The organism is Roseobacter sp. SK209-2-6 (genome assembly GCF_000169455.1).
Lineage (GTDB): Bacteria > Pseudomonadota > Alphaproteobacteria > Rhodobacterales > Rhodobacteraceae > Pseudophaeobacter.
Genome location: NZ_AAYC01000021.1, coordinates 24,385 through 49,275, shown reverse-complemented (window position 1 = coordinate 49,275; position 24,891 = coordinate 24,385). Strand labels below are relative to the sequence as shown.

The following is a 24,891-nucleotide window of genomic DNA, read 5'->3' as shown; positions in this document are numbered from 1 at the left end:
AAACCCCATCTGCCCAGGATCTGATTGGCAACCCTGCCGATTTCACAACTCGCAGGCCGCCGGTTGTGCCGAAGAATACTGCTTCTATAAAAGGAGCAATTTTGCGAGTAACAGGGCCTGCAGATCAGGCGCAGTTACAGACCAGCAAGCTTACTTATTTCCGCTGCGGCATCATCTGGATTGAACTGATCCAGCGCATCGCCGCCATCCAGTGCAGTTGCTCCAAGATCACCCAAGCCGTCGCCAAGCGCTGGAAGCTCTCCCATAGGAGCGCCATCCAGTGGCAAGCCGCCACCCAGATCCCCACCTAGGTCACCGCCAAGACCCATGCCAAGGTCGGCACCGAGATCCGCGCCAAGATCGCCGCCGAGATCTCCACCAAGGCCACCACCCAAGTCGCCCCCTAGATCACCGCCCAAATCACCACCTAGGTCACCTCCCAGATCGCCGCCTAGCCCGCCCATATCCATAGCGGGCATGCCCATGCCGTCATCCAGCGGATCTTGCAGACCCTGAGCCGCAATACCTAGATCAAGGGTTGGACCATCATCCATCGCAGGGAGCGCGGGTGCATCGCCGTTCACACCATCAGCAAAGGCACCGCCACCGACATCCTGCACCAGTTTGGTCTGGCTTTCGTTCAAACGCACCGCGCGCGAACCGTTCATTTGACCCAGTTTGCCCTGCGCAATCGATTGACCACCAATGCTGATCAGATCCGTCTCATAGAGAAAGGCTTGCTCCAGGGGGATCACATCCCCCGGTTTCAAGTTCGACAATTCATTCAGAGGCAGGCGCATTTTGCAAAGAACCGCGGAGAGTTCCGCGCGAAGATTGCCCATGCTGCTCCCAAGTGAAGGCCCTGCAGCCGCCCCAGCGAGGCCCAGTTCCTCTGGCGTTGGTTCGGGCAGGAGAAGGTTGATGCTGCCCTGCATCGTGCCAAGAGCGATATCCACGGTCATAGAAATCAACCTGTAATCTTCGGCCTCCAACCCAAGTACGAGGTTACGCACACTGTCGATCTGAGCCCCAAATCGATAGCCTTTAAAAAGTGTCTGGTCGGCCTGACCATCCAAAAGACCCAGCACTTTTTCAAAGGACAATTCAAGAAAGCCTGCGGTCATCGCCGCATCTGTTGGGGTGTAATTCCGCTCTGAAGGCGCTTTCCCCATGATCTGACCAATGGTCTGCTTCTGGATCAAGGCTGTGACCAGGGCCGCATCCATGGTGGCTGCACCAACACGCCCGTCCGGGCCATCTAGGACAATCAACAGATGCTGGTCGGAAAGAAGATCAGAGAGTTCTTCAGGCGCGCGGTTTGATTGACGTCCCGCAAGAACCGCAAGAGGCAGGTCGCAAAGCTCTGAGGCCGCGCGCGCAAAAGAGCGGCGCAGAACCTTGAGGGTAAACGAGCCATTCGAAGCCCCTTTCCCTTCTTTAGACACAGCCAGTTTGCGGGCCAGCCCACTAATCTTGCTGCCCCCGGCCTGATCTGTTTCCGCTTCAGACATTAGTCATCAACCTGCACTTTGCGCGCTCCCTTTTCCAATGTCTTACCGGCCGTTGGTTACCAAGATCTTTAAATGGCCGCGACACCAGCAATTTTCCGAGGTTTCGGCAAAGAAATACAGAAGCAGCACCCCTCGACGCCAGGTTGATAAAAAACATCCCCGTCAAGGCGCTGCATGATCTCGCGACAGATGGCGAGGCCAAGCCCTGCTCCGCCGGCACGTTCCGGACTAACGCGGGAAAATTTCTCAAAAATCAACTGCTGAAATTCTGCTGGAATACCACTGCCATTGTCGCTGAACTGGATGAAGAATTCCTTCTGACCTTCGCTGACCGAGATCCTCAATGTAGGAACTTCCGCATCGCAGTACTTCTGCGCATTGGCAATCAGATTGATGAAAACCTGCGACAGCCGATCGAGATCGGAGAAGATCATCAGATCTTCGTTCTGAACATCGCGCAGAACCTTCAGTGTCCGCCCGTTCCCCGCCAAAGCGGTGGAGACCGCATGGTCGAGAACATCCATAAGATTCCCAGATCCCAGGTTGAGATGCACCTGACCACTTTCCAGCACACTCAGATCCAGAAGATCATTCAAAAGACGTGTCAGACGCAGCGCTTCATCATGGATGATCCCGGCATAGCGGCTTTTGTCCTCTGGTGGCAGTTCCGCATCGTCACGCAAGATCTCCGAAAAAGCCCGGATAGAGGTCATGGGCGTGCGCAGCTCATGGCTGACCTGACTGAGGAAGGCATCCTTCTGCTCAGAGATTTGTGTCAGCTTCTCATTGGTTTCCCGCAGTTTCCGCGCTGTTCTGGAAAGTTCTGCCGATTGCTTTTCCAACTGGCTGGAATGCTCCAGCATCTGAGCGGTTTCATCCGCAACGGCCATCAAATCCTGAACCGAAACCGAAGATCCCCCAACGATCTGGCCAATCATCGCATGGGCAGCGGCAGCACCGATGGAGGCCCCAAGCTCTCGCTCCAGCCGTTCTAGGAATTCAGGCGTTGGTTCTGGCAGGGTGCCCCGCCCGCCCTGTCGCGCTTGTTCGCGCTGGAAAAAGGCCTGCGCCTCGGTGGCTCCGAGAATGCGCTGGGTCATCACCATCAGATCCTCGCTCTGGGCAATGGACCCGGTCCAGCCCCGTGGCCCGGCGGAGTGATCAAAGACATGCACGAACTGCGCCCCCTGCAGGCGCTCGATCGGACTTGGGAAAGTGATCAGCGAAACCAGGCAGAACACCCCGGCATTGAGGCTCATGGACCAAAGAACCGCATGGACAGTGGAATCCATCCCCTCGATGCCAAAAAGCGCATGTGGGCGCAGCCAGGACAGCCCAAAGAGCCCATCTGCCAGGATCTGATCCGGCAACACCCCGCCGCCCAGGGCCGGCAGCAGCATGGTATAAACCCAGAGCGCAAATCCCGTGGTCAGCCCTGCCAAGGCCCCACTGCGGGTCGCCCCGCGCCAGAATAGCCCGCCAACAAGAGCAGGCAACATCTGCGCAATACCGGCAAATGAGATCAAACCAATGGCCGCAAGTGCTGCTCCGCCTCCGGACATGGTAAAGTAGAAATAGCCCAGCGCCATGATGGCTGCGATGGAAATGCGGCGCGACAGGAGGATAACAGTCCTCACATCACCGGACACAGAGGCCCCTGCCCCTTGCAAGCTTAGCCATATGGGCATGACGATATGGTTTGAGACCATTGTCGACAAGGCCATGGCTGCGACGATCACCATGGAGGTTGCCGAAGAAAATCCGCCCAAAAAGGAGAGCATGGCAAGCCCCTGCTGCCCCTGCGACAATGGCACGGTCAAGACAAAGAGGTCCGGATTGGCTCCTTGGGGCATCAGCTCCAACCCGATCACCGCGATCGGCACCACAAAGATCGAAATCAGCATCAGATAAAACGGAAAAGCCCAGGCCGCGGTGCGCAAGTGCCGCTCATCCTCATTTTCGACCACCATGACTTGAAACATGCGAGGCAGACAGACAAAGGCGGCGGCCGCCAAAAAGGTGATGGTTGCCCAACGTCCCCCGTCTACTCGCCAATCTCCAATCCGCGAAGCATCGATCCGCATCAGGGTTTCGCCCACCCCACCGGCAATTCCCCAGACCACAAATATACCAACAGCCAGCAGGGCAAGGAGCTTTACAATCGCCTCTAGCGCAACTGCGGTGACCACACCGTGGTGACGTTCATTGGCGTTGAGGTTGCGTGTCCCAAAGAGGATGGCAAAGACCGCAAGGCCCGCCGCTACCCAGAAGACGGTTTTGGTATCCTGATAGTCCCTTGGCAGATCCGCCTCTGCAAAGGCTGCAAAGGACAGGGTGATGGATTGCAGCTGCAGAGAGATATAGGGGGTAATGCCGATCACGGCGAGTAGGGTCACCCCGATCGCCAAGGCATTGGATTTACCATACCGCGCAGACAGGAGGTCGGCGATAGAGGTCACGCGTTGACTGCGCCCGACCCGCACCAGTTTGCGCAGCCCCCACCACCAGCCCACCATGACCAGGGAGGGCCCCAGGTAGATCGTCAGGAACTCCAACCCCGAGCGGGCAGCATAGCCAACCGCGCCGTAAAAGGTCCAAGCGGTACAATAAATCGAAAGGGACAGGGTATAGATCAAAGGCGAGCGCATCCATTTCGCACTCTTGCCACGGCTCGCATATCGATCTGCCAGAAAGGCGACAAAGAACAACAGGGCCACATAGCCGAGGCAGACCAGTGCCAGAAGGTTGAGGGAGCTCATTTCCTACCCTCTTCGCCACTGGCCCCCTTAGTCCAGTGCCCTGCCCAGCGCTGCACCGCCAAGCCAAACAGAAAACTGGCAAAGATCAGCCCTCCCCAGACCACAAAGATATAGGCAATGGCCGATGAGAGCGGCATCCCGCCATGGCTATCTGGTGCTGGGTAAGGATCGGGATTGGGCCACAACAGAGGCACCGCCAGCAAGAGTGCGCCCAGAATTGGCAGCAAGCGCGCAGCATCCATAAGGCGCCGACGCCGGTAGGTCCGCCGCTCTACAAATGCGCCCTGCGGTTCGTCCGGGCGAGGTTCCACTGGGGGGCCTGCACCATCACTGCGCATGGATCCACCTGCCGGGCTGTGCGGCTGGGTACCATCTGCATTCAGGTATATGCCCTGTCATGACTTGGCTGATTCTACGCCGTTTTCCAGCTTACCGGCCTCAACAGCCTGCTGATGCGCCTGCGCATGCAAATCGCGTACGGCGGTCAATACCTCGGCATTGGAGAAGGGTTTGGTCATAAAGCGGGTCACACCGGCACGTTCTGCCATTTCCCGGTCTTTCAGCTGTCCCCGTGCGGTCAGCATAAGCACAGGCAAATCCTGCATATCTCCCAGGGCCCTCAGCTCCTGTATGACTTCCAGCCCGCTTTTACCGGGCAACATAAGGTCCAGGATCACCAAATCGGGACGCGCCGCCGCAATGACTTCGACAGCATCACTACCATCTCCATGAGCATCGACACTCCAACCATCGCGGATCAGCAGAAACCGGATGGCTTCAGCGATATTGGGCTCATCCTCGATCAGAACTACATGTCTGCTCATCGGCAGAATTTCCTCCAAGCGCGGTTCACCCTGGGTTTCGTATCGGTGCCCGCGTTCTCAATATGGATCTAAACTAGCCCCCGCACGGTGCCGGTGTCAAAACTCTTCCTTCAATATCGAAGGCTCACGTCGTGCGGAACAAGCCCTGGCTGGGCAGATGCGGCAACTCGCCCCAACTGGATAGGCTCCTTCCGGCACCTCGCGCAGTGGCAACACCAACATGACGGCGTGGAAAAGTGGCGTGGTCTCAAAGGATGGCGCCGCATGATTCCATGCCACAGCGTAGCAATCAAACCCCTGAAGATTGCGCCCTTGTTGCAGAACAGCACGCCGGATCGGAACCCCCGGCTGCTGCAAGGCACCATAGAGCGGCCAAAGCGGACATGAGGCACCAAAGCGTGGCAGCGCCAGGCCTTCCAGTGGTTTGCGAAACAGGATCGAACCAGAGGCATCACAGACCACCAGGCCGCTTTCCTGCCCCAAGATTGAGGGCGGCAGTGTCGCCAATCGACGCAGCACCTGTGGCAAAGAGCAATCAAACCGCGCCGCCAGAGCTGCTGGATCCAGCCCCCCCTCCTGTAGCGCCGCTTCTACCGCTTCCAATGGCAATGCGCGGGCATCCTGCTGGTATTGCTGCAAAGCGGCCAGAGCGATACGGCGAGAAGCATCACTGACCAGATGCGCAGCTCCCTTTACCAAGGCCTCTGGCGTACCCCCATCTTCCAGTTCTGCGAAGTGGAACCCATGTGAAAGGAAGAACTCTTCCGCCTCCTCCTGGGGCACACCGCGCCGGTTTTCCACTCCACCGCTTTCATCGAGAAAGCTCACCAGCGCCCGGCTTCCTTCTGCCAAACGCAATGAATCTTCATTGAGGTTCTTGTGAAACCTATCCCGCCATTCCTGTTCCAACTCCCCTGGCTCGGCCAGAATTGACGCGGTGGAGCGGATCGCGGCCGCCGTTGACAGAACCTCATGCAACGAGGCCGCCAGATGTGGGTCATGGGTTAGCCGGTCTGAAAGCACCTCTACGGTGCGTTCAAGTCGCGCAATCCTCTGATACCCGCCAGCCAGCACTTCGGCCCAGCCGGGAAAGCGGCCTGCGAATTCCTCTACCCGATCGAGTTCCGCCATCGGCGTCCCACTTTCGGCGGCAGCCTCGCGCAGAGAGGCAACCAATGCGGCCTCGGCTCCTTCGGACAACATCGAGGGTTCGACACCCAGAACCTGCGCCAGATCAACCAGAAGTTTGCCACCGATTCTGCGCCGGTTGTGTTCGATCAGATTGAGGTAGGAGGCCGAAATCCCGGTCTTTCGCGCCAGTTCAGCCTGGCGCAACCCAAGGATCATCCGGCGCTCCCTGATCCGGCTACCTGTTAATGTGTCGCGCCCCATTCCAAACCCCTTAGTCAAAACCTTTCGATTTCAAGGGCTTTCTGCAACGCAATATAAGCTAATTTACAAAACCCTGTAACGATCTGTTCATTTATTTACAGAATAGTTGATGAATTCAAGGGTTTTATTGCGTGGTTTTACAAGTGCCTCCCATACTGATTTTGCACAAATCGTGCAGACGTCGCGCAGAAGTGAGGAGCTGCGCCTCGTTATACATTCAAGGGAGGATTACATGTCCAAGTCAGATGTCTCGCGCCGCGGAGTCCTAAAATCCGGTGCTCTCGCAGGTGCAGGAGTCGCGCTTCCGACGATTTTCACTGCCTCTTCGGCAGCCGCCTATACCAACGAGCCGACCGGCTCTTCTGTCACCCTGGGTTTCAACGTACCCCAGACCGGCCCCTATGCGGATGAGGGTGCAGACGAACTGCGCGCTTATGAGCTGGCGGTTGAACACCTGAACGGTGGCGGCGATGGCGGAATGATGAACACCTTCTCGTCCAAAGCCCTCAAGGGCAACGGTATCCTGGGCAAGAAGGTTGAGTTTGTTACCGGCGACACCCAGACCAAATCAGATGCAGCCCGCGCGTCCGCGAAATCCATGATCGAAAAAGACGGCGCGGTGATGATCACCGGCGGTTCTTCTTCCGGTGTGGCCATCGCGGTACAGGGTCTCTGCCAAGAGGCAGGCGTCATCTTTATGGCTGGCCTGACCCATTCCAATGACACCACCGGTAAAGACAAGAAAGCCAATGGCTTCCGTCACTTCTTTAACGGCTACATGTCAGGGGCCGCTTTGGCGCCGGTTCTGAAGAACCTCTATGGCACCGATCGTAACGCCTATCACCTGACCGCAGACTACACCTGGGGCTGGACGCAGGAAGAGTCGATTGCTGCTGCAACCGAATCTCTGGGCTGGAACACCGTAAACAAGGTCCGCACCCCGCTGGCCGCCACGGATTTCTCGTCCTATATTGCGCCCGTTCTGAACTCTGGCGCCGATGTGCTGGTTCTGAACCACTACGGCGGCAACATGGTGAACTCCCTGACCAACGCTGTGCAGTTTGGCCTGCGTGAAAAGGTTGTGAACGGCAAGAACTTCGAAATCGTCGTACCGCTGTACTCCCGCCTGATGGCCAAGGGTGCGGGCGCCAACGTGAAGGGCATTCACGGCTCCACCAACTGGCACTGGTCGCTGCAGGATGAGGCCTCCACCTCCTTCGTGCGCAGCTTTGGCACCAAATATGGCTTCCCGCCCAGCCAGGCGGCCCATACGGTTTACTGCCAGACCCTGCTTTATGCGGATGCGGTTGAGCGCGCAGGCACCTTCAACCCCTGTGGTGTGGCCGAAGCGCTGGAAGGCTTTGAGTTCGACGGTCTGGGCAACGGCAAGACACTTTACCGTGCCGAAGACCACCAGTGCTTCAAGGACGTTCTGGTTGTACGCGGGAAAGAGAACCCGACCTCCGAGTTCGACCTTCTGGAAGTTGTCGAGGTTACCCCAGCAGCACAGGTCACCTATGCACCTGACCACCCAATGTTTGCCGGCGGCAACCTGGGCAGCTGCAACCCAGGCGCCTAATCGCTAGGGTCAATGACCCATACCGGGCGCATCACGCGCCCGGTACTGAATAGACTTTCCGGCAGGCCGCCCAAACGGGGCTGGCAAAGGCGCGAGATGGCTCCTGACAGCCGGAATCCACCACTTCCACATCGAAGAACCCAAGGGTGGGGACAATGGACGCAATCCTATTGCAAATCTTTAACGGGCTGGACAAAGGCTCTGCCTATGCGCTGATCGCGCTGGGGCTGACGCTGATTTTCGGCACGCTTGGCGTTGTGAACTTCGCCCATGGCGCGCTCTTTATGATCGGCGCCTTCTGCGCGGTCACATTGCAGCGCATTCTGAACCTCAGCTATGAGGTCATCGACGAAACACAGAAGGATTTCCTCGGCAATCCTCTGAAAGTGAAAACCCCCTATGTGGAAAGCTGGTTCGGGCCGGAAATGGGCGGAGCCATCATAGATTGGGCCGTTCCGCTGGCCATTCTCTTTGCCATTCCGATCATGATCGCCATCGGTTTCATCATGGAACGCGGGTTGATCAAGCATTTCTACAAGCGCGCCCATGCCGACCAGATCCTGGTGACCTTTGGCCTCGCTATCGTCCTGCAGGAAGTGATCAAGTATTTCTACGGCGCCAACCCGATCCAGACCCCCTCCCCCGAGGCGCTGAGCGGTGTTGCAAATGTCGGAGCCGTCTTTGGCATGGATATCGTTTATCCAGTCTGGCGCATCGTCTACTTCTGCTTCTCAGTCCTGATCATCGGCGCGATCTTCTCTTTCCTGCAGTTCACCACCTTTGGCATGGTTGTCCGTGCCGGCATGGCAGACCGAGAGACTGTCGGGCTCCTGGGCATCAATATCGACCGCCGCTTTACCATCATGTTCGGCATCGCTGCCGCTGTCGCCGGTCTGGCCGGTGTGATGTACACCCCGATCAACTCCCCCAATTACCACATGGGTATGGACTTCCTGGTTCTCAGCTTTGTGGTGGTGGTTGTCGGCGGCATGGGCTCGCTGCCCGGCGCGGTTCTGGCCGGCTTCATGCTGGGCATTCTCGAGAGCTTTGCCTCGATGAACGAAATCAAATCGATCATCCCCGGCATCGACCAGATCATCATCTATGTGGTCGCAATTATCATTCTGCTCACCCGTCCACGGGGCTTGATGGGCCGCAAAGGCGTGATGGAGGAATAAGCACATGTTCGGACTAGAGAAAAAAGACATGCGCATGCTGATGATCGTCGCCATTCTGACGCTCTGCGCCCCCTTCATCCTGAACCCCTTCCCCACCGACAGCGCCCTGGCGCAGTTCAACGCGGGCTATCCTGATCTGATGCAGCGCTTCGTGATCTTCGGGATCTTTGCCATCGGCTTCAACATCCTCTTTGGCCTCACCGGTTACCTCTCCTTTGGTCATGCGGCCTTCCTGGGTGTGGGGTCCTATTCGGCGGTCTGGATGTTCAAACTGCTGAGCATGAACGTGGTCCCGGCCATTATGCTCTCGGTCGTGATTGCAGGGATCTTTGCCCTACTGATCGGCTATGTATCCTTGCGCCGCTCGGGCATCTACTTCTCGATCCTGACGCTGGCCTTCGCGCAGATGTCCTTTAACCTCGCCTATTCGGTTCTGACCCCGATCACCAATGGTGAGACAGGTCTGCAGCTGACCCTGGAAGACCCCCGAGTTCTGGGTGTTTCTGCCACCGCAGATGGATCGATCCCGGTAACCAATCTTTTTGGGCTGGAGATGCGCTCCACCTTTGAGATGGCTGTTGGCCCCTGGGCCTTCCAGTTCAACGCGGGCTACTATCTCTGCGCGCTGATCCTGCTGGCCTCCTTCTATCTGTCGATCCGCATTTTCCGCTCGCCCTTTGGCATGATGCTGCGCGCGGTGAAATCGAACCAGCAGCGGATGAACTATACCGGCCTCAACTCTCGCCCCTATACTCTGGCTGCCTTTGTGATCTCTGGCATGTATGCTGGTCTGGCCGGTGGTCTGATGGCCTCGATGGATCCGCTGGCCGGTGCCGAGCGAATGCAATGGACCGCGTCAGGTGAAGTTGTTCTGATGACCATCCTTGGCGGTGCGGGTACCCTGATCGGTCCAGTACTGGGCGCGGGCTTCATCAAATACTTCGAGAACATCTTCTCCAAGATCAATGACAACGTGCTACACAGCTGGTTCAGCTTTATGCCCGACGGGATGGAAGACTTTGTGGTCTTCGTCATTCACCCCTTCATCGGCAAAGGCTGGCACCTGACCCTTGGCATTCTCTTCATGCTGGTTGTGATCTTCCTGCCTGGCGGGCTGGTCGAAGGCGGACAGCGCATCGCGGGCTGGTTCAAAGGGCGCAAGTCCTCTGAGAAATCCGCCTCTGGCAAAACCAACCCTGCGGAATAAGGAGACAGATCTATGGGTATCCTTGAAGTCAAAAACGTAGGCAAACGGTTCGGCGGGCTGCAAGCCTTGTCAGAAGTGAATCTAAGCGTGAAGGAAAACTCCGTCCACGCAATCATCGGCCCCAATGGGGCCGGCAAATCCACCCTGCTGAACTGCCTGGTGGGTAAGCTGATCCCCGACACCGGCTCTGTCATGTTTGACGGCCAGTCGGTGCTGGGCCGCGCGCCCTATGAAATCAACCAGATGGGCATCAGCCGCGTGTTCCAGACCCCAGAGATCTTTGGAGATCTCACTGTCTTGGAAAACATGATGATCCCCTGCTTTGCGAAGCGGGACGGCGCCTTTGAGCTCAATGCCATTCCTTCGGTGTTCTCACAAAAGGACATTCTGGAAAAGGCGGAGAACATGCTCGAAGAGATGAACATGGCGGATAAGCGGCATATGCATGCCGCCGCCATGTCCCGCGGTGACAAACGTCGCTTGGAGATCGGCATGTGCCTCAGCCAGGAACCACGGCTCTTGCTACTGGATGAACCAACCGCTGGTATGGCACGGGCCGATACCAACAATACCATCGACCTTCTGAAGCAGATCTCGGATGAACGCGACATCACCATCGCCATCATCGAGCACGACATGCATGTGGTGTTCTCTCTGGCCAACCGGATCACGGTTCTGGCCCAGGGCACTCCACTGGTCGAAGACGATCCGGAAAACATCCGCGGCAATCCAAAAGTGCGCGAAGCCTATCTTGGCGAAAGCGCGTAGGGGAAAGATACAATGAACGTCAAACCTGATTTCTCCAAGAACGCCAATGCCGCGCAAACGGCCCCGGCCTTCCTCTCGGTCTGGGATATGCATGCCTATTACGGTGAGAGCTATATCGTCCAGGGCATCAACTTCAACGTCCACGAGGGCGAGATCCTGGCCCTCTTGGGACGCAACGGCGCGGGCAAGACTTCGACCCTGCGTTCCATCGCCCGCATTGGTGACCCGCAGGTCACCCAGGGTGAGATCTGGCTGGACCACAAGCCCCTGCACCTGATGGAAAGCCATGAGGCCGCAGCGGCCGGTCTGGGGTTGGTCCCCGAAGATCGCCGCATCATTCCGGGCCTCACGGTTGAGGAAAACCTGCAGCTGGCGCAGATCGCCCCGCCGATCGGCTGGTCCATTGACCGTCTTTATGACCTGTTCCCGCGCCTCGGTGAGCGCCGCAAGCAAGAGGGCGTGACACTCTCGGGCGGTGAGCAGCAAATGCTGGCCATTGCCCGCGCGCTGGCCCGTGACATCAAGGTCCTGCTGCTGGACGAACCCTATGAAGGTCTGGCCCCGGTGATTGTGGATGAGATTGAAAAGACCCTCATCCACATCAAAGAACAGGGCATGACCACCATCATCGTGGAACAGAACGCGGTGCGCGCGCTGGAACTCGCAGACAGGGCGGTAATCTTGGACACCGGCGGCATCGTCTTCGACGGCACAGCGTCGGAAGTTCTGGAAAACGCCGAGCTACGCGCCGAATACCTGGCGATCTAATCAACCCTTACTCCCCGTTGCGCAGGCCCAGGCCAAAGCAACATCTCTTGAGCCGACCCTTGACACGAGGGTCGGCCTTTTTTGCGCTTCAGCGCCATGTGCAAGGTTCTGCACAGGGTTTTCAGCGCAGTTTTCCCCATAAACCAAAGGTATAGAGCTCTGATTTTGGGCCGATTTCAGCCCTTTGGCCTATTTCAGATTCCCCCCTCCTTTCCGAGGTTGATCGCAAGGAAGCGCATCCCGCCATTCCCAAACTATCAGCCAAAGAAATGGAGAGATCCCATGATGAAACGCAACTTCTCACTGCTTGCCCTCGCAATCGCCCTGCCCGCTGCGGCTTTTGCCTCTGGTCTGTCACCCAAGGCTGAGGATCAAGCGAAGATCCATGAGATCCTCTCGGGGCAAGGCTTTGAGGTGTACGAGGTGGAACTGGAAGATGGGCTCTATGAGGTAGAGGCCTCCAAGGACGGCCTGCAGTTTGAGGTCTACATGGATGCGCAGTTCAACATCCTGGAAATGGAAGAAGAGAGCGACGCGGAACCGGGTGACGACTAACGCCATCTGCGCGCAACCTGCCGCCCTTGGCTTTCCAGTGGCGGCCTCTTCTGTCATTGCAAAGGAGACCAAAATGGCCCGCTACAAGGTCTGGGACCCCTTCATCCGCCTCTTTCACTGGAGCATGGTGCTGCTCTTTGCTGCCAACTCCTTTTTCACCGACCCAGACGGGAACTTGCATGCGCAGATCGGCTATGTCCTGACCGCGTTGATTGTCTCCCGTCTAGCCTGGGGCTTTGTCGGCCCGCGTCATGCGCGGTTTGCCAGTTTTCGGCCCAGCCTTAGTGGTATTATCGACCAGCTGAGCGATATCGCAACGCGCCGCCGCTTTGCCCATCAAGGGCATAGCCCACTGGGCTCCTTGATGGTGTTCAATCTGCTTTTCACCATTCTCGCCATTGGCGTTACAGGCTATCTGACAACCCTGTCTGCGGGCCTATCCGCCGCAATTCCGCTGACCTGGACCGAGGATCTGCATGAAGCATTTGTTGCCTGGGCGCAGTTTTCCATTGTCCTGCATATAGCTGCTGTGGTTTTTGAAAGCCGTCGCCTGGGGGTCAGGTTGATCCATGCGATGATAACAGGGGTAAAGCAGATACCACGGCATAGGGTCCGCGAATAACCTCTGAACTAAAGTGCCCGGCAAAGGAAAACCTCTATGACAGATCCTGCACGACCTCTTGTTCTTATTCTGGTAATCGCCGCGCAGGCTCTCTGCGCGGTGGTCTTTCTGGGGGATATTGTCGGCGATCTATTTGGCCGTGGGGAAGAAGGCCCCGAAGGCAAACATGCCTATGTCGAGGCCCTGGCAACCTTTGCCCTAATCGCCGCCATCATCGTGGAACTGCGTATTCTCCAATGGCTGTTGCGGCGCAAGGCCCACTTGGAACAGGCGCTCAGCACAGCGCAGAATGCGGTGCAGGAAGTGATCGACAGTGAGTTGGAGGGCTGGAAGCTAACGCCCGCAGAACGCGATGTTGCCAATTTCCTGATCAAAGGCCTCTCTACCGGTGAGATTGCAGAGATGCGTGGCAGTGCAGAGGGAACGGTCAAGGCGCAGCTGAATGCGATCTACCGAAAATCCGGCTTTGGCAGCCGCTCTGACCTGATGAGCGGCTTGATCGACACCCTTATGGGGCACCGCGCCAGGCCATCTGACCAGAGCTAGCAAAAGGCGGAAACCCTAAGCGGGAGTTTTGGCTGCCCCAGAAACAGATCAAGGGCTGGCCCCTCTAAAGATCGGCCCTACCTATGCATTCAACAACCGCGCACGCAGCTCTGTTTTCAGGACTTTGCCATAGTTGTTCTTGGGCAGATCCGGCACCTGGAAATAGGCCTTGGGGCATTTGAAGCGGGCGATATGCGCCCTGCAATGCTCTTCCAGCTGCTCTGGCGTGGCGCTGCCAACCACAAAGGCCACCACCTCTTCTCCCCAATCCGAATGAGGTCGGCCAACGACCGAGGCCTCCTGCACCAATGGGTGAGTCAGGATCACCTCTTCGACCTCGCGGGGGTAGACATTGGAGCCACCTGAGATAATCAGGTCCTTAGACCTATCAGTCATGGTCAGATAGCCGTCCTGATCCAGGGTTCCCATATCCCCTGTCATCAACCACCCATCTCTTAGGGTCTCGGCATTGGCCTTTGGGTTCATCCAGTAGCCGGGCATCACCGCATCACCACGCACCATGATCTCCCCCATCTCACCGGTCGCTAGCGGCTCACCCTCTGCAGTGCCGATTTGCACCTCAACAAAGCTCTGGGCCCGTCCGACCCCTGCCAGGCGTGCCTCCCAGCGTGGATGACTGCGGTCAGCAACCTCCTCGCGCTTCAGCACCGTGATCCCCATCGGGCATTCGCCCTGACCATAGACCTGAATGAAAATCTCTCCGAAATGGGCCTCTGCCTCCAGGATGTCGGCCAGATACATCGGGCCACCGGCGTAGATCACACTGCGCAGCCCATCTCCGCTGCGCCCCATCGCCTTGGCTTGTGCCGTCATCCGGGTCACCATGGTGGGGGCTGCAAACATCTGAACCCTTCCAAAATGGGCGGCCAGATCCAGGATTTCCCTCACATCGAACCCCGCAGAAGGCGGACAGACATGGGCTGCACCCACAAGTACATGCACCATATTGTATAGCCCTGCACCATGGCTCATCGGGGCAGCGTATAGGATCTGATCAGCACCCGTGGCCTGATCCACATCCGCAAAATACCCCAGAGAGACCGTCGTTAGCATCCGGTGGGTGATCATCACCCCCTTGGGCTTACCGGTGGTGCCGGATGTATAGAACAGCCAGGCCAGATCTTCAGGCGCACATGCCACTGGCACAGGCAAAGGTTCCTGCTGCAGCGCAGCCTCATAGTCGGGATCGGCGATATCGAGCACCCTGCATCCAGCACGCTCTACCCCTTCTACCTGCAGGGCCTCTTTCAGACCCGCAGAGGTGAAAACCAGACCCGCACCGCTGTTTTCCAGAATATATGCCGCCTCTGCCCCGTGCAGTTTGGCATTGATAGGCACCGCTGCAGCCCCTGCATACCAAACCCCATAGAGCGCGATCAGGTAATCCGGGCAGTTCTTCATGAAGATCGCTACACGATCCCCGGGCGCGGTCCCCTCAGCGATCAGCCAGTTGGCCAGAGCAGCGGCCCGGCGGTGAAACTCCTGATAGTTTGCGACTAGCTCCGTCCCAAAGTAAAGAGCCGGGCGCTCTCCGCCCACCTGCGCCTGACGGCAAAGCCACTGGCTGATATTCATTGCGAACCTCCCCGAAACACAATTCAAAGGAGCCTTGCCAAAGGTTCCTTGCGGCAAAGAGCCTCTCACTCACCAGCTTCCTCTTCAATTCCGCAAAAATACCCGGTTAATAGGGGTATGACCGATTTTGCCTTCGACCACGCCCCTGTTGGCCTCGCCATCCTGGAAAGCCGGGTAATCCAGCGTTGCAACTTGCAATTCTGCGCCACCTTTGGTGGGGAGCCTGCCGATTTTATCGATATGCCCATTGTGGAGCTTTACCCAAGCCGTGAAGATTATCACCGCATCGGTGAACTTTTGCAGCAGGATGAGGGCGCCAAGAGTGGCCTCTATCATGATGAACGTATCATGCGGCGCCGATCTGGTGAGCTGTTCTGGTGTCGCGTACGCGGACGTTCGGTCAGCCCGGAAGAGCCGTTTCGCACCGGTGTCTGGTCCTTTGCCGATATCTCCGAAGACAGGCCAGTTGTCAGTCTGACACCGCGCGAGCGCGAGGTTGCGATCCTCACCTGCAAGGGGCTGTCGGCCAAGGAAATCGGGCTGAAACTGGATCTCTCCTATCGCACCATCGAAACCCATCGTGCCCATCTTTTGCAGAAATTCGGGGCCCGAAAACTACCGGAACTGGTGGCAAAACTGACCGGCATGCCGCTTTAGAGCTTTTTTCCCGGCAGTTCCCCGCCGAATTTACATCAGCAGCAATTGCGAATCCCTGTCTGAGTGCCCATTTTATGCGCCGGACCGGTTGCGCTTTCCTTGTGGTCAAGCTTCCCCTATAAGCGCTTTAATTTCCGGACCGCCTATGCTGCCAAAACGGCACTATGTTAGGGCGAACCCGGAGCCGGCTGAGGACACGCTGAGGACAGAAATGACAGATAAAACCCATGAAGCGGATGTGGCTTTCATCAAAGCACTGGCTGAATTGCTGCGGGAGAACGACCTGACAGAGCTGGAGGTCAAGCGCGACTATAGCGAAGACGACAGCCTCAATGTTCGAGTGTCGCGCCAGATGATGGCCGCTGCCGCCCCGGTTCAGGTTGCCGTTCCCGCCGCTGCTGCTCCCGTTGCCGCCGCAGCAGCCCCCGTCGCGGCCGCCGCCCCAGCGGCAGAAGCCGCAGCAGACCCGGCCAGCCACCCGGGCGCTGTGACCTCCCCCATGGTAGGCACGGTTTACCTGGCCCCCGAACCCGGTGCGGCCTCCTTTATCTCGGTTGGCCAACAGGTCAGCGAAGGCGATACCCTGTTGATCGTCGAAGCGATGAAGACCATGAACCACATCCCGGCGCCCAAATCCGGCACCGTGAAGCGCATTCTGGTGGAAGATGGCGCCGCCGTCGAATTCGGATCTCCGCTGGCCATCATCGAGTAAGGGCAGCCCATGTTTGACAAGATCCTGATTGCCAACCGCGGGGAGATCGCGCTGCGCGTGATCCGTGCCTGCCGCGAAATGGGCATCACCTCGGTTGCGGTGCATTCCACCGCTGACGCCGATGCAATGCATGTGCGTATGGCCGACGAGTCGGTCTGCATCGGCCCCCCTGCCGGTGCACAGAGCTATCTTTCGATCCCTGCGATCATCTCTGCCTGCGAGATCACTGGCGCCCAGGCGGTTCACCCCGGCTATGGTTTCCTGTCGGAAAATGCCAACTTCGTGCAGATCATCGAAGATCACGGCATCACCTTCATTGGTCCCTCGGCAGAAGATATCCGCACCATGGGTGACAAGATCACCGCCAAGGATACCGCAAAGCGTCTGGGCATTCCGGTTGTTCCCGGTTCCGACGGCGGTGTGCCCGATATCGCAACCGCCAAGGTGGTTGCCGCCGACATGGGCTATCCGGTGATCATCAAAGCCACCGCCGGTGGGGGTGGTCGCGGCATGAAAGTGGCCGAGACGGAAGCCGATCTGGAGATGGCTTTCTCCACCGCCCGCTCGGAGGCAAAAGCCGCCTTTGGCAATGACGAAGTCTATATGGAGAAATACCTCCAGAAGCCGCGTCACATCGAAGTGCAGGTCTTTGGCGATGGCAAAGGCAACGGTGTGCACCTAGCAGAGCGAGACTGCTCGCTGCAGCGCCGCCACCAGAAGGTTTTTGAAGAGGCCCCCGGCCCCTGCATTAGCCCCGAAGAGCGCGCCCGCATCGGCAAGATCTGTGCCGACGCAGTGGGTGAGATGAGCTATTCCGGCGCCGGTACGGTCGAATTCCTCTATGAAGACGGGGAGTTCTATTTCATCGAAATGAACACCCGCCTGCAGGTGGAACATCCGGTGACCGAGGCGATTTTTGGCGTTGACCTGGTGCGCGAGCAAATTCGCGTGGCCGCTGGTCAGCCGCTCTCCTTTACCCAGGAGGATCTGCAGATCAATGGCCATGCCATCGAAGTGCGGATCAACGCGGAGAAACTGCCGAACTTCTCCCCCTGCCCCGGCAAGATCACGGCCTATCATGCGCCGGGTGGTCTGGGTGTGCGGATGGATTCCGCCCTCTATGATGGCTATTCGATCCCGCCCTATTACGACAGCCTGATCGGCAAGTTGATCGTGCATGGACGTGACCGCCCCGAGGCGCTGGCGCGTCTCAGCCGTGCACTGGGTGAATTGATCGTGGATGGTATCGACACCACCGTACCGCTGTTCCACGCATTGCTAGAGGAACCGGATGTCCAGTCCGGTGACTATGGCATCCACTGGCTGGAACGCTGGCTGGAAGAGAACCTGCAGGGCTAAGCCCCTGACGAAATGAACCGGGGCGCGAGAGATACACTCGCGCCCCGGTTTTCTTTGTGGCAAGCTGCAAAGACCCTGACAACACACTCAGGCATGATGATGAACCTGACGACGGATCTATTGCTGCACGCCTATTCGGTTGGTGTCTTCCCCATGGCGGAGCACCGCGAAGATGACGAGATCTTCTGGGTCGACCCGAAACGCCGTGGCATTTTTCCACTAGAGGATTTTCATGTCTCCCGCTCTCTGGCGAAACGGATCCGCAGGGGCGAATATGAGGTCAGTGTAAATCGCGCTTTTCCGCAGGTGGTCAGTGCCTGTGCGGATCGCGCGGAAACCTGGATCAATTCCGAAATCCACGCCCGCTATCAGGACCTGCATGCGATGGGCCATGCCCATTCGCTGGAGGTCTGGCATCAGGGGGTGCTGAGCGGCGGCGTCTATGGTGTTTCTCTGGGTGGAGCTTTCTTTGGCGAAAGCATGTTCTCACGTCGTACAGACGCCTCCAAAGTGGCGCTAGCCTATCTCATCGATCGCTTGATCCAGGGCGGCTACGCGCTCTGTGATACGCAGTTTCTGACCGCGCATCTTGCCTCCCTTGGCGCTGTGGAGATCAGCCGTGCGGCCTATAAGGCCAAGTTGGATATCGCCCTGAGGCAAGATGCCGATTTCGCCCGCCCCAACCTGCCGACACCTCAGCTTTTGCTGCAGCGGATGACCCAAACGTCATAACGGCTGTGATCCAGCGCATTCAGGGCCGGGCTGGAAGCAATCATCCAGCCTTCAAAGAACTGGGCGCCGTTGTTTGGGTCGCGAATGATCAAATAGGCAAAGGCATCGCCTGTGGGGTTATCGACCGGGTAGCGACACTGCGCCAGGGTGACCAGAAGCCCGAAAACCTCGGCGCTGCGGCCGACCTGCACTTCGACATCTGTGCTCTGGCCATTGACCTTATCAAGCCCCCGCAGGATCGCCATGCTACCCTGCTCCGCCTCTTCCTGCGCTGCGGCTGGTGCCAAGCTACCCAAGCCAAGGGCAAATACGGTGGTCAGGACCCCATTGAACAGTGCCTTCACGAATCTTCCCCGCCACCCGCGACGAATTTCACCAGGAGGGAGATCAGACTGACTGCCCCCTGCGTGTCCAGGATTTCCTCGCCCTCAGCTAGGTTAAACGGGGAGCCACCAGGCATGATTTCTACAAAGTTCCCGCCCAGCAGGCCTTCGGAGGAGATCACTGCTGCGCTGTCATCCGGGATTTCGATACCGTCGATGACGGAAAAGCTTGTATCGGCCCGAAAGGTCTCGGAGTTGAGGGCAACGCCGGTGACGGTGCCAACCTTGACCCCCGCCAGACGCACATCCGTGCCCACATTCACGCCTTCAAGTGAGCGAAAGGAAGCCGTCAGCTCATATCCGGCTGTGCTCTGCGACAACCCGGCAACCTGACCGGCATAGAGCGCGAAACCAATTGCCGCAGCCAAAACCACGCCGCCTGCCAAAACTTCTGTCGGATTGTGGGACATTTCGACCTGCCTCAGTCCTGTAACCAAAAAAGGGAATCCCGGCAGGACTGCGCAGCAGAATCCGGGCTTTGCTTTAGTCTGTTCTTCTACGAAGGTTATTCCGGAGCCCAGGCTTCGTAATCGCTACGCGCCTTGGGTTCCGCGCCTTTGCGGATAGAGCCCTGAGGCGCATAGGCCATCATGGTGCCTGTCAGGTTTTCCTGATGTGGCTTTTCCCAGGACTTATGCTTTAGTGGCTTTTCGCTGGGCACTTCGTCAAAGGTGCGGTGCAGCCATCCATGCCAGTCGGGGCTTACTCGAGAGGCTTCAACCTCGCCATTGAAAATCACCCAGCGCTTGCTGTCATCGGCATTGCGGTAGAAGATATTGCCCTGATCATCCTCGCCCACCTTGATCCCCTTACGCGCAGTGAAGATCTGAGTATTGAGGGTCTGGCCGTTCCACCAGGTCACAGCGCGCAGGAGCGATTTCAAGATTCCCATAGGGTGCCTCCGGATTTTTCCAGCTCTGATATGACCCAATTTCCCGCCGGGGTCCAGATCCAGCACTGCCGTTGCGTACATTCTTGCCGACTATTGCATATCGGCCGTTTAACACCATGTTAAAGCCAACAAGTCCAATATGCGGGCTGATGCGCTGCACATTTACTATCGCGCCAAGCACGGATATAGTTCTGGGTACAAGCAAGGAGCTAAACAAAGTATGACGCTTGAAGGTTTCGGCAACGGAAGAAACATTGGCCTCTGAGCCGTTTCAAACACTTAAGCTGTAGAGAGCCTTTTGAACACTTGGTTCTCTTGGATTTTTGCCGTGTCCGCCACGCTGATCGCTGTCAGCGTGATTCTTTCTTTTGCAGCTCTGTCTGTTTCATTGCTGGCCGGTGAATTCGGGCTGCTTCTGGATCAGATCCCCGACGATCCGAGCGAAGATTACAAAATTCTTGTCAACCTTTTTGGTATTACCGCAGCCACCGCAACTGCGGCTGCAGGGGTCGTGGTCGCCCTTTGGACCTATAAGAAGACCAGCGAAGCGGCCCGCATTGCGCAGCGCAAGCAGCACACAATTACAATCCTGTTTGAAACACGCCTGTCCGACTATTTTCAAACCACCAACAAGTTGCGCAAGCAGGTCTTTCCAACCGATCGGGACATCTACCTCGAAGACTGGAAAAAGGCACGGAGCTCAGCTGACGTCACCCAGCGCGAAGGTGCGGACGCCCTGCAGCAGGTGCTCAATTACTATGAATTCCTCGCCGTGGGCATCTACCAGGAGGATCTGGACAAGGAGCTGCTCGAAAAAACCATCCGGGGCATTATGTGCAACCTCGTGGATGACGCCAGGATCATGATCTCCGAACTGCGGGAAAATGATCCGCACAGCCTGGAGCACCTTGCAACATTATATGAGGAATGGCGGCGTAAGGAGACCACAACCAACTATGCCGGAGCGGAAACCGAACGCCCCATTCCCTCTTCCCGTGAACTGGCGCAGCTATTGAGCAGCAGGTAAAACAGCTGTCACTTCGATTTCGATACGGTATTTCGGATCGATGAGATTGCATTCGATCATCGTCGCCGCAGGCGGATTGGCGCCAAAGGCTTCTGCCAGAAGAGGCCAGCAGGGTTCGAATTCAGCCGCGTCGGGCAAGTAATAAACCACCCGGACCGCATCGGCAAAACTGGCGCCAGCCTCGGTCAGAGCTTTCTCGATCGCAGCAAGCGCAGACCGGCACTGCCCAACCACATCGGCAGGGATCTCAGCCCCTTGCGCTGTAGTCCCGGCCACATGCACAAATCCGCCCGCAACCACAGCCCGGCAATAGCCGATTTTTCCCTCGTAGATGCCGCCTGATGAAATCCGTTTGATCATCTGTTTTCTCCCATACCTTCTGGTGGCTTACAAAAGAGAACGGCGCGGAAAACCGCGCCGTTGGTGAATTCAACTTTTAGATCCTTAGCCTGCGGAGGCAGGCTCTTTCTCTGCATCCGCGTGGATCATCAAGGGCTGAGCGTCGGAGGTCACGGCCTCTTCGTTCACAACCACCTTGGTAACGCTGTCCATGCCGGGCAGGTCAAACATGGTATCCAAGAGGATGTCTTCCATGATCGAGCGCAGGCCCCGCGCGCCAGTTTTGCGTTCGATGGCTTTCTTGGCGATGGCCTTCAGCGCTTCGGGGGTAAAGTCCAGCTCAGTCTCTTCCAGCTCGAACAGGCGCTGATACTGTTTTACCAGTGCGTTTTTCGGCAGGGTCAGAATGGTGACGAGGGCGTCCTCATCCAAATCTTCCAGCGTCGCCAGAACCGGCAGACGGCCGACGAATTCCGGAATCAACCCGAATTTCAGCAGATCTTCCGGCTCCAGGTCCTGGAAGATCTCTCCAACACCGCGGTCATCATTGTCGCGCACATCCGCGCCAAAGCCCATGGCAGAGCCTTTGCCGCGCTGCGCGATGATCCGATCGAGGCCCGCAAAGGCGCCGCCGCAAATGAACAGGATATTGGTGGTGTCCACCTGCAGGAATTCTTGCTGTGGGTGTTTGCGCCCGCCCTGGGGTGGCACGCTCGCAACGGTGCCTTCCATCAGCTTCAGCAATGCCTGCTGCACACCCTCACCCGATACATCGCGGGTGATTGATGGGTTTTCAGACTTGCGGGTGATCTTGTCGACCTCGTCGATATAGACGATGCCGCGCTGCGCGCGCTCAACATTGTATTCGGAGGCCTGCAACAGCTTCAGGATGATATTCTCGACATCCTCGCCCACATAACCGGCTTCGGTCAGGGTGGTGGCATCCGCCATGGTGAAGGGCACATCCAGTATCCGCGCCAGGGTCTGCGCCAGAAGCGTCTTACCGCAACCGGTGGGGCCGATCAGCAAGATGTTGGATTTTGCCAGTTCAATATCCGAGCCCGCCTTTTGGGCATGGTTCAGACGCTTGTAGTGGTTGTGAACAGCCACAGAAAGAACCCGCTTGGCCATGGCCTGGCCGATCACGTAATCATCCAGAACTTCGCAGATGTCTTTGGGGCTTGGCACCCCGTCGGTGGCCTTCAGCCCCGATGCCTTGGTCTCTTCACGGATAATGTCCATGCAGAGCTCAACGCATTCGTCGCAGATGAAGACAGTGGGACCGGCAATCAGCTTCCGCACCTCATGCTGGCTTTTGCCGCAGAAGCTGCAATATAGCGTGTTCTTGCTGTCGCCACTCGAATTCGTCGCCATGGTCTACCTTTCAGTCCGCTCGGTCAGCCGGCCAGTCCGCGCCATCCGCCTTTAGGCCAGCTTATGACAGCCATTCTGCCGCCACAATGTCAAAATGGGTGCCCGGTTAATGCGCCGGGCACACAACTCATCACTTAGAGGGCAGCTTAGCTGTCCTCACCCTCGCCCTTGGCGCGGTTTTCGACGATTTCGTCAATCAGGCCGAACTCTTTGGCTTCCTCTGGGGACATGAAATTGTCACGCTCCAGCGCCGCCTCGACCTTATCCAGTTCCTGTCCGGTGTGCTTGACATAGATCTCATTCAGGCGGCGCTTCAACTTCAACGTCTCTTCTGCGTGAATCATGATGTCGGTCGCCTGTCCCTGGAAACCGCCAGAGGGCTGGTGCACCATGACGCGGGAGTTGGGCAGCGAAAAGCGCATGCCTGCCTCACCGGCGGTCAGAAGCAAAGACCCCATGGAAGCCGCCTGACCGATGACCAGGGTCGAGACCTTGGGCTTGATGTATTGCATGGTGTCGTAGATCGACAGGCCGGATGTCACAACGCCACCGGGGGAGTTGATATACATCGAAATCTCTTTGGAGGGGTTTTCCGCCTCAAGGTGCAGGAGCTGCGCCACGATCAGCGAAGACATGCCATCATGCACCGGACCGTTGAGGAAAATGATCCGCTCTTTCAGCAGGCGGGAAAAAATATCATAGGCCCGCTCGCCACGGCTGGTCTGCTCAACCACCATCGGGACGAGGGTATTCATATAGGTTTCTCTTGGATCAGTCATGTGAACCTGCCTGCGTTTTGTGTAATGCCCGGCACCATACCAGACATTGTGTTACTTGAGTCTTAGTATCGCCCCTAAATGCCTGCAAGAGGCCCAGGTTGTTTTTACGCCACAGCTGTCGCTTGTTTCTTGCACAACCGTTAGCGCCCCAGCCGTCGCAAATAGTCCGAACGCCGTCGCAAAACCAGAACAACGCCCCCTAAAAGCGCTGTAACAAAGGCGTAAACGCCCTGAATCAAAAATGTCGCAAAGCACACGGCATTTGATTTGCCCAGCGTCACACCCTCTGGCATCAGGATTGCAACATGACAGATGATACATTTGTTCAAAAGGGTGCATCAGCAACGCTGGCCATTCCCTATGACGGATCGCCGCAGGATTTCTATTTCTTGCTCTTGCCAAAAGCGACCATGTTGCCCGTCGCCGCAGCCATCGAGCCCCTGCGCATCGCCAATCAAGTGACCAATTCCAAGCTCTACCGCTGGTTCATCATGACCGAAGATGGAGAGCCCATGCGCTGCTCTAACGGTATGATGATTACGCCTGACCTGCCCCTGCAGCCTTTGTCCTCCGATGCGCTGGGTTTTGTTTGCGCAGGCGTGGAACCCCAAAGCACTGCCGGCGAGGCCACGCTCAACTGGTTGCGCCGTGAGAGCCGCTTTGGACGCACGGTTGGCGGTATCTGCACCGGTGCCTTTGCTCTGGCGCAAGCGGGTTTGATCCGCGATCAGTCTTTTACCCTGCATTGGGAAAACCAACCGGGCTTCCAAGAGAGTTTTCCCGATCTTGAGCCCACCGCCAATACATTTGAGATCAGCGGCTCGCTGATGACCTGTGGTGGCGGCAATGCGGCAACCGATCTTATGCTGAACCTCATTGAGCAACGTCACGGCAAGCAATTGGCCATCATCGTGGCCGATATGTGCCTACATGCGCGCTCCAGCGGTCAGGCCGCACCGCAAAAGTCCAATTTCGCCGTCGCGATTGGCAGTCGAAATCAACGTCTGTTGAATGCACTGCAGTTGATGCAATCCGCCATCGAGGAGCCCCTCTCTATCGGGCAGCTCTGTGAAAGGCTGGACATTTCGCGTCGACAGCTTGAACGCCTGTTTTCTCGCTATCTGAACCAAAGCCCGATGCACGTCTATTTTGACATGCGCCTCAGCCATGCCTTTGCGCTGATGAATGAGACATCAATGAGCGTCACTGAAATCGCATTGGCCTCTGGCTTTAACAGCTCGACGCATTTCTCACGTCAGTTCAAGCGCAAGTTTGGCGCCAGCCCTCACTTCTTCCGCAAGGGCTGGAATTAAATACACTGTAATTTCAAAG

27 protein-coding genes are annotated in these 24,891 nt (G+C 57.4%); 14 read left to right on the top strand and 13 right to left on the bottom strand.

The annotated features are described in order from the left end of the window. Positions 1 to 134: 134 nt before the first annotated feature. The 5 genes from RSK20926_RS21295 to RSK20926_RS21275 form a co-directional block, all read right to left on the bottom strand. A complete protein-coding gene (locus RSK20926_RS21295; protein WP_008209941.1) occupies positions 135 to 1,511 on the bottom strand; it encodes a flagellar motor switch protein FliM in 1,377 nt (458 codons plus the stop codon). A 68-nt stretch (positions 1,512 to 1,579) separates the two neighbouring features. After that, positions 1,580 to 4,270, bottom strand: coding sequence for an ATP-binding protein (locus RSK20926_RS21290; RefSeq protein ID WP_008209940.1), 2,691 nt, complete (start codon positions 4,268 to 4,270; stop codon positions 1,580 to 1,582). After that, complete coding sequence (locus RSK20926_RS21285; protein WP_050773146.1) at positions 4,267 to 4,608, bottom strand: hypothetical protein; 342 nt, start codon at positions 4,606 to 4,608, stop codon at positions 4,267 to 4,269. Before RSK20926_RS21285 ends, RSK20926_RS21290 begins: the two co-directional genes overlap by 4 nt. A gap of 57 nt (positions 4,609 to 4,665) precedes the next feature. Continuing rightward, complete coding sequence (locus RSK20926_RS21280) at positions 4,666 to 5,094, bottom strand: response regulator transcription factor (RefSeq protein ID WP_037256241.1); 429 nt, start codon at positions 5,092 to 5,094, stop codon at positions 4,666 to 4,668. A gap of 96 nt (positions 5,095 to 5,190) precedes the next feature. Next, positions 5,191 to 6,486 (bottom strand): XRE family transcriptional regulator, encoded by a 1,296-nt coding sequence (locus RSK20926_RS21275; RefSeq protein WP_037256239.1) that lies wholly within the window; start codon positions 6,484 to 6,486, stop codon positions 5,191 to 5,193. Between the two features lie 232 nt (positions 6,487 to 6,718). Between RSK20926_RS21275 and RSK20926_RS21270 the strand changes: the two genes are divergently transcribed. The 8 genes from RSK20926_RS21270 to RSK20926_RS21235 all read left to right on the top strand — a co-directional run bounded on the left by RSK20926_RS21270 (position 6,719) and on the right by RSK20926_RS21235 (position 13,709). Then, positions 6,719 to 8,065 carry a substrate-binding protein gene (locus RSK20926_RS21270; protein WP_008209934.1) on the top strand — a complete coding sequence of 449 codons (1,347 nt, stop codon included), beginning with the start codon at positions 6,719 to 6,721 and terminating at the stop codon, positions 8,063 to 8,065. Between the two features lie 155 nt (positions 8,066 to 8,220). Then, on the top strand, positions 8,221 to 9,243 hold the full coding sequence (locus tag RSK20926_RS21265) for a branched-chain amino acid ABC transporter permease (RefSeq protein ID WP_008209933.1): 1,023 nt from the start codon (positions 8,221 to 8,223) through the stop codon (positions 9,241 to 9,243). A 4-nt stretch (positions 9,244 to 9,247) separates the two neighbouring features. Continuing rightward, positions 9,248 to 10,450: a branched-chain amino acid ABC transporter permease gene (locus RSK20926_RS21260; protein WP_008209932.1), complete on the top strand. Its 1,203-nt coding sequence runs from the start codon at positions 9,248 to 9,250 to the stop codon at positions 10,448 to 10,450. 12 nt (positions 10,451 to 10,462) lie between these two features. Further along, on the top strand, positions 10,463 to 11,218 hold the full coding sequence (locus RSK20926_RS21255; protein ID WP_008209931.1) for an ABC transporter ATP-binding protein: 756 nt from the start codon (positions 10,463 to 10,465) through the stop codon (positions 11,216 to 11,218). Between the two features lie 12 nt (positions 11,219 to 11,230). After that, positions 11,231 to 11,986, top strand: coding sequence for an ABC transporter ATP-binding protein (locus RSK20926_RS21250; protein ID WP_008209930.1), 756 nt, complete (start codon positions 11,231 to 11,233; stop codon positions 11,984 to 11,986). A gap of 282 nt (positions 11,987 to 12,268) precedes the next feature. Further along, positions 12,269 to 12,541 (top strand): PepSY domain-containing protein, encoded by a 273-nt coding sequence (locus RSK20926_RS21245; protein ID WP_232281956.1) that lies wholly within the window; start codon positions 12,269 to 12,271, stop codon positions 12,539 to 12,541. A gap of 73 nt (positions 12,542 to 12,614) precedes the next feature. Beyond that, positions 12,615 to 13,163, top strand: a complete 549-nt coding sequence (locus RSK20926_RS21240; protein ID WP_037256257.1) for a cytochrome b/b6 domain-containing protein — start codon at positions 12,615 to 12,617, stop codon at positions 13,161 to 13,163. Positions 13,164 to 13,199: 36 nt separating this feature from the next. Beyond that, positions 13,200 to 13,709: a helix-turn-helix transcriptional regulator gene (locus RSK20926_RS21235; protein ID WP_008209926.1), complete on the top strand. Its 510-nt coding sequence runs from the start codon at positions 13,200 to 13,202 to the stop codon at positions 13,707 to 13,709. Between the two features lie 81 nt (positions 13,710 to 13,790). Here the strand turns inward: RSK20926_RS21235 and RSK20926_RS21230 are convergent, their stop codons facing one another. Then, positions 13,791 to 15,305 (bottom strand): class I adenylate-forming enzyme family protein, encoded by a 1,515-nt coding sequence (locus tag RSK20926_RS21230; protein ID WP_008209924.1) that lies wholly within the window; start codon positions 15,303 to 15,305, stop codon positions 13,791 to 13,793. Positions 15,306 to 15,422: 117 nt separating this feature from the next. Between RSK20926_RS21230 and RSK20926_RS21225 the strand changes: the two genes are divergently transcribed. From RSK20926_RS21225 to aat, 4 genes are all read left to right on the top strand, one after another. Then, a complete protein-coding gene (locus RSK20926_RS21225) occupies positions 15,423 to 15,962 on the top strand; it encodes a PAS and helix-turn-helix domain-containing protein (RefSeq protein ID WP_008209923.1) in 540 nt (179 codons plus the stop codon). 211 nt (positions 15,963 to 16,173) lie between these two features. Next, the gene (accB, locus tag RSK20926_RS21220; RefSeq protein WP_037256237.1) at positions 16,174 to 16,674 is read left to right on the top strand and encodes an acetyl-CoA carboxylase biotin carboxyl carrier protein; all 501 of its coding nucleotides are present in this window, start codon (positions 16,174 to 16,176) and stop codon (positions 16,672 to 16,674) included. A gap of 9 nt (positions 16,675 to 16,683) precedes the next feature. Beyond that, positions 16,684 to 18,033 (top strand): acetyl-CoA carboxylase biotin carboxylase subunit, encoded by a 1,350-nt coding sequence (gene accC, locus RSK20926_RS21215; RefSeq protein WP_008209919.1) that lies wholly within the window; start codon positions 16,684 to 16,686, stop codon positions 18,031 to 18,033. A gap of 99 nt (positions 18,034 to 18,132) precedes the next feature. Further along, positions 18,133 to 18,765: a leucyl/phenylalanyl-tRNA--protein transferase gene (gene aat / locus RSK20926_RS21210; RefSeq protein WP_037256254.1), complete on the top strand. Its 633-nt coding sequence runs from the start codon at positions 18,133 to 18,135 to the stop codon at positions 18,763 to 18,765. Here aat and RSK20926_RS21205 read toward each other — a convergent pair. From RSK20926_RS21205 to RSK20926_RS21195, 3 genes are all read right to left on the bottom strand, one after another. Next, positions 18,729 to 19,085, bottom strand: coding sequence for a DUF2155 domain-containing protein (locus RSK20926_RS21205; RefSeq protein ID WP_232281958.1), 357 nt, complete (start codon positions 19,083 to 19,085; stop codon positions 18,729 to 18,731). The two genes, aat and RSK20926_RS21205, sit on opposite strands and share 37 nt — an antisense overlap. 20 nt (positions 19,086 to 19,105) lie before the next feature. Continuing rightward, positions 19,106 to 19,558 (bottom strand): outer membrane lipid asymmetry maintenance protein MlaD, encoded by a 453-nt coding sequence (gene mlaD, locus RSK20926_RS21200; protein WP_008209915.1) that lies wholly within the window; start codon positions 19,556 to 19,558, stop codon positions 19,106 to 19,108. A 95-nt stretch (positions 19,559 to 19,653) separates the two neighbouring features. After that, the gene (locus tag RSK20926_RS21195) at positions 19,654 to 20,040 is read right to left on the bottom strand and encodes an NADH:ubiquinone oxidoreductase subunit NDUFA12 (protein WP_008209914.1); all 387 of its coding nucleotides are present in this window, start codon (positions 20,038 to 20,040) and stop codon (positions 19,654 to 19,656) included. Between the two features lie 328 nt (positions 20,041 to 20,368). Between RSK20926_RS21195 and RSK20926_RS21190 the strand changes: the two genes are divergently transcribed. Further along, on the top strand, positions 20,369 to 21,067 hold the full coding sequence (locus RSK20926_RS21190) for a DUF4760 domain-containing protein (protein WP_008209913.1): 699 nt from the start codon (positions 20,369 to 20,371) through the stop codon (positions 21,065 to 21,067). On the opposite strand, the gene RSK20926_RS21185 is transcribed toward RSK20926_RS21190, so the two are convergent. The 4 genes from RSK20926_RS21185 to RSK20926_RS23085 all read right to left on the bottom strand — a co-directional run bounded on the left by RSK20926_RS21185 (position 21,050) and on the right by RSK20926_RS23085 (position 23,852). Then, on the bottom strand, positions 21,050 to 21,427 hold the full coding sequence (locus tag RSK20926_RS21185) for a RidA family protein (protein ID WP_008209912.1): 378 nt from the start codon (positions 21,425 to 21,427) through the stop codon (positions 21,050 to 21,052). The genes RSK20926_RS21190 and RSK20926_RS21185 overlap by 18 nt on opposite strands. A gap of 84 nt (positions 21,428 to 21,511) precedes the next feature. Next, on the bottom strand, positions 21,512 to 22,780 hold the full coding sequence (gene clpX, locus RSK20926_RS21180; protein WP_008209911.1) for an ATP-dependent Clp protease ATP-binding subunit ClpX: 1,269 nt from the start codon (positions 22,778 to 22,780) through the stop codon (positions 21,512 to 21,514). A 146-nt stretch (positions 22,781 to 22,926) separates the two neighbouring features. Beyond that, positions 22,927 to 23,559: an ATP-dependent Clp protease proteolytic subunit gene (locus RSK20926_RS21175; RefSeq protein ID WP_008209910.1), complete on the bottom strand. Its 633-nt coding sequence runs from the start codon at positions 23,557 to 23,559 to the stop codon at positions 22,927 to 22,929. Between the two features lie 140 nt (positions 23,560 to 23,699). After that, the gene (locus RSK20926_RS23085) at positions 23,700 to 23,852 is read right to left on the bottom strand and encodes a hypothetical protein (protein ID WP_008209908.1); all 153 of its coding nucleotides are present in this window, start codon (positions 23,850 to 23,852) and stop codon (positions 23,700 to 23,702) included. Between the two features lie 12 nt (positions 23,853 to 23,864). Here RSK20926_RS23085 and RSK20926_RS21170 point away from each other — a divergent pair, with 12 nt between their 5' ends. Beyond that, positions 23,865 to 24,872 (top strand): GlxA family transcriptional regulator, encoded by a 1,008-nt coding sequence (locus tag RSK20926_RS21170; protein ID WP_008209907.1) that lies wholly within the window; start codon positions 23,865 to 23,867, stop codon positions 24,870 to 24,872. Positions 24,873 to 24,891 lie beyond the last annotated feature (19 nt).

Excerpts from the sequence above, each read along its gene's own strand:
- RSK20926_RS21295 (WP_008209941.1), bottom strand. The coding sequence starts at position 1,511 with ATGTCTGAAGCGGAAACAGATCAGGCCGGGGGCAGCAAGATTAGTGGG.
- RSK20926_RS21290 (WP_008209940.1), bottom strand. The coding sequence starts at position 4,270 with ATGAGCTCCCTCAACCTTCTGGCACTGGTCTGCCTCGGCTATGTGGCC.
- RSK20926_RS21285 (WP_050773146.1), bottom strand. The coding sequence starts at position 4,608 with ATGCGCAGTGATGGTGCAGGCCCCCCAGTGGAACCTCGCCCGGACGAA.
- RSK20926_RS21280 (WP_037256241.1), bottom strand. The coding sequence starts at position 5,094 with ATGAGCAGACATGTAGTTCTGATCGAGGATGAGCCCAATATCGCTGAA.
- RSK20926_RS21275 (WP_037256239.1), bottom strand. The coding sequence starts at position 6,486 with ATGGGGCGCGACACATTAACAGGTAGCCGGATCAGGGAGCGCCGGATG.
- RSK20926_RS21270 (WP_008209934.1), top strand. The coding sequence starts at position 6,719 with ATGTCCAAGTCAGATGTCTCGCGCCGCGGAGTCCTAAAATCCGGTGCT.
- RSK20926_RS21265 (WP_008209933.1), top strand. The coding sequence starts at position 8,221 with ATGGACGCAATCCTATTGCAAATCTTTAACGGGCTGGACAAAGGCTCT.
- RSK20926_RS21260 (WP_008209932.1), top strand. The coding sequence starts at position 9,248 with ATGTTCGGACTAGAGAAAAAAGACATGCGCATGCTGATGATCGTCGCC.
- RSK20926_RS21255 (WP_008209931.1), top strand. The coding sequence starts at position 10,463 with ATGGGTATCCTTGAAGTCAAAAACGTAGGCAAACGGTTCGGCGGGCTG.
- RSK20926_RS21250 (WP_008209930.1), top strand. The coding sequence starts at position 11,231 with ATGAACGTCAAACCTGATTTCTCCAAGAACGCCAATGCCGCGCAAACG.
- RSK20926_RS21245 (WP_232281956.1), top strand. The coding sequence starts at position 12,269 with ATGATGAAACGCAACTTCTCACTGCTTGCCCTCGCAATCGCCCTGCCC.
- RSK20926_RS21240 (WP_037256257.1), top strand. The coding sequence starts at position 12,615 with ATGGCCCGCTACAAGGTCTGGGACCCCTTCATCCGCCTCTTTCACTGG.
- RSK20926_RS21235 (WP_008209926.1), top strand. The coding sequence starts at position 13,200 with ATGACAGATCCTGCACGACCTCTTGTTCTTATTCTGGTAATCGCCGCG.
- RSK20926_RS21230 (WP_008209924.1), bottom strand. The coding sequence starts at position 15,305 with ATGAATATCAGCCAGTGGCTTTGCCGTCAGGCGCAGGTGGGCGGAGAG.
- RSK20926_RS21225 (WP_008209923.1), top strand. The coding sequence starts at position 15,423 with ATGACCGATTTTGCCTTCGACCACGCCCCTGTTGGCCTCGCCATCCTG.
- accB (WP_037256237.1), top strand. The coding sequence starts at position 16,174 with ATGACAGATAAAACCCATGAAGCGGATGTGGCTTTCATCAAAGCACTG.
- accC (WP_008209919.1), top strand. The coding sequence starts at position 16,684 with ATGTTTGACAAGATCCTGATTGCCAACCGCGGGGAGATCGCGCTGCGC.
- aat (WP_037256254.1), top strand. The coding sequence starts at position 18,133 with ATGAACCTGACGACGGATCTATTGCTGCACGCCTATTCGGTTGGTGTC.
- mlaD (WP_008209915.1), bottom strand. The coding sequence starts at position 19,558 with ATGTCCCACAATCCGACAGAAGTTTTGGCAGGCGGCGTGGTTTTGGCT.
- RSK20926_RS21195 (WP_008209914.1), bottom strand. The coding sequence starts at position 20,040 with ATGGGAATCTTGAAATCGCTCCTGCGCGCTGTGACCTGGTGGAACGGC.
- RSK20926_RS21185 (WP_008209912.1), bottom strand. The coding sequence starts at position 21,427 with ATGATCAAACGGATTTCATCAGGCGGCATCTACGAGGGAAAAATCGGC.
- clpX (WP_008209911.1), bottom strand. The coding sequence starts at position 22,780 with ATGGCGACGAATTCGAGTGGCGACAGCAAGAACACGCTATATTGCAGC.
- RSK20926_RS21175 (WP_008209910.1), bottom strand. The coding sequence starts at position 23,559 with ATGACTGATCCAAGAGAAACCTATATGAATACCCTCGTCCCGATGGTG.
- RSK20926_RS23085 (WP_008209908.1), bottom strand. The coding sequence starts at position 23,852 with ATGCCAGAGGGTGTGACGCTGGGCAAATCAAATGCCGTGTGCTTTGCG.
- RSK20926_RS21170 (WP_008209907.1), top strand. The coding sequence starts at position 23,865 with ATGACAGATGATACATTTGTTCAAAAGGGTGCATCAGCAACGCTGGCC.